At 53.9% G+C, this 1,966-nt stretch carries 2 protein-coding genes; both read left to right on the forward strand.

Annotated features, from left to right (window positions below; genetic code table 11):
* Positions 1-1,343: NAD-dependent DNA ligase LigA (gene ligA, locus Q0340_RS03080; protein WP_298082112.1), on the forward strand; the 1,343-nt coding region annotated here is incomplete at its 5' end.
* A partial coding sequence (locus tag Q0340_RS03085; RefSeq protein WP_298082113.1) for a hypothetical protein occupies positions 1,340-1,966 on the forward strand: 627 nt, incomplete at its 3' end. The genes ligA and Q0340_RS03085, both read left to right, overlap by 4 nt.

The raw sequence follows: 1,966 nt of genomic DNA on the forward strand, positions 1-1,966 counted from the left end.
TAAGCTTTGCGCTGCACTCGCAGATAATGGAGTTTGTGCGCAGTCTCGGCTTTTTGCGCGACGAGTTTTGCCGCATCTGCAAGAGCGCAAGCGAGATCAGAGCTGCGTACGAGGCGCTACATAGCATGCGCGCAAGCAAAGACCTGATGCTAGACGGCATGGTAATCCGCGTAAATGAACTTTCAAAGTGCGCGAAGATAGGCTATACGGTGAAATTTCCGCGCTTTATGGTCGCGTATAAATTCCCCGCGGTCGAAAAGGTAACGCGGCTGCGCGAGATCAATCTGCAGGTCGGCCGCACCGGCGCGGTCACCCCCGTAGCCGTCGTAGATAGCGTAAATATCGATGGCGCGAACGTTTCAAACGCGACGCTTCATAATTTCGACGAGATCGCGCGACTTGGGCTGATGAAAAACGACTTCGTGGGCATCATCCGCAGCGGCGACGTGATCCCGAAGATCACGAGCGTTTACAAACAGCGCAGAGACGGCACGCAGAGCGAAATTTCGCGCCCGGGTCGCTGCCCGGTTTGCGGCGAGAAGCTACTTGACGAAGGCGCGCTCATAAAGTGTCAAAACCTCGATTGCAAGGCGCGCGTGATAGGCTCGCTGATCTATTTCTGCTCCAAAAAATGCATGAATATCGAAGGGTTGAGCGATGCGACGATCACGCAGCTTTTTGAAAGCGGCAAAATTTCAAAGATCGGCGACATTTACGCCCTCGGCGCGCAGGATTTGGCGGATCTTGAGGGCTTTGCGGATAAAAAAATTTCAAATCTTTTGGGCGCGATAAATGCGAGCAAAAACGCGCCGCTTGAGCGCTTCATTGCTTCTTTGGGGATAGAGCACATCGGCGAGGTGGCCGCGCGCAAGATCGCCGCGGCATTCGGAGAGGATTGGCTGGATGCGAGCGAGGATGAAATTCTGCGGCTGGAGGGCTTTGGAGAGGCGATGGCAAGGAGCCTAGCGGAGTTTTGCAAGATAAATCGCGAAAAAATTCTAAATCTAAGCGAAATCATCACGCCTCGCGCGTCCCAGATGCAGACCGTCAAAAGCGCCTTCACGGACCGCAGCGTCGTCATCACCGGCACGCTCAGCCGTCCGCGCGACGAGTTTAAGGCCAGGCTTTTGGCGATGGGCGCGAAAGTGCAGGGCTCAGTATCTGCCAAGACCGACTTCGTGCTCGCAGGCGCAGAAGCGGGCTCCAAGCTGCAAAAAGCCCGCTCGCTTGGCGTGCGGGTGATCGACGAGAGCGAGTTTGAAGCGCTCGCGAGTCTGGCGACGCCTGGCGCAAATTCACCCGGCAAGAGCGAGGCTGAAGCGCTTGCAGGGAGCGGCGAGTGAAGGTATTTTGTTGGGTGTCGAACCCGCACTCAAATGGCACGGGGCTGAATTTTAAAAGCAACCCCCGTCCCCCAAAATGGATGCGACAGAATTCTGGCTTAGACAGCTTAAATTTCAAAGGCAACCTCCGTCCTGTGGCGCTTGTATCTTTTATAAAGCGCGAGAATTTTAAAAATTTTAAAGAGTGTAAGGAAGCGGTAAATTTGCCGCTAGAAGCGAGGATAGCAAATCGAGCGGTAGGCGCGGTATCGTCAGGCTTTGAGGCGCACTCAAAAATGGCAAACCGAGAGGCGGTTTCTGCGAGGCGCGCGGGCTATACCTGCCGCGGCGCCAAGACGGCGGGCGCGATGCCGATAGGTGCGGCTGCAAGTAAGAATATCTCAAATCTTGCGCCGCTCAAACACTGTGCCGATAGGAAAAATTTTAAAATTTTCGCTAGCGGCAAGATAAAATTTGCAACGCACGGCGAGCCGAAATTTATAATGCGCAGTATGGCTAAATTTGCGGCACGGCGCGGGTTAAAATTTGAGCCCTGCGGCACTACTGCACGAGACTTTGCTATGCGCGATAAAATTTTAAGCTCAAGGCTGCGCAAAAGTTGCGTAAGCTTTAAAATTTCATCG

It is taken from the genome of uncultured Campylobacter sp. (assembly GCF_938045595.1).
Classification (GTDB): domain Bacteria; phylum Campylobacterota; class Campylobacteria; order Campylobacterales; family Campylobacteraceae; genus Campylobacter_B.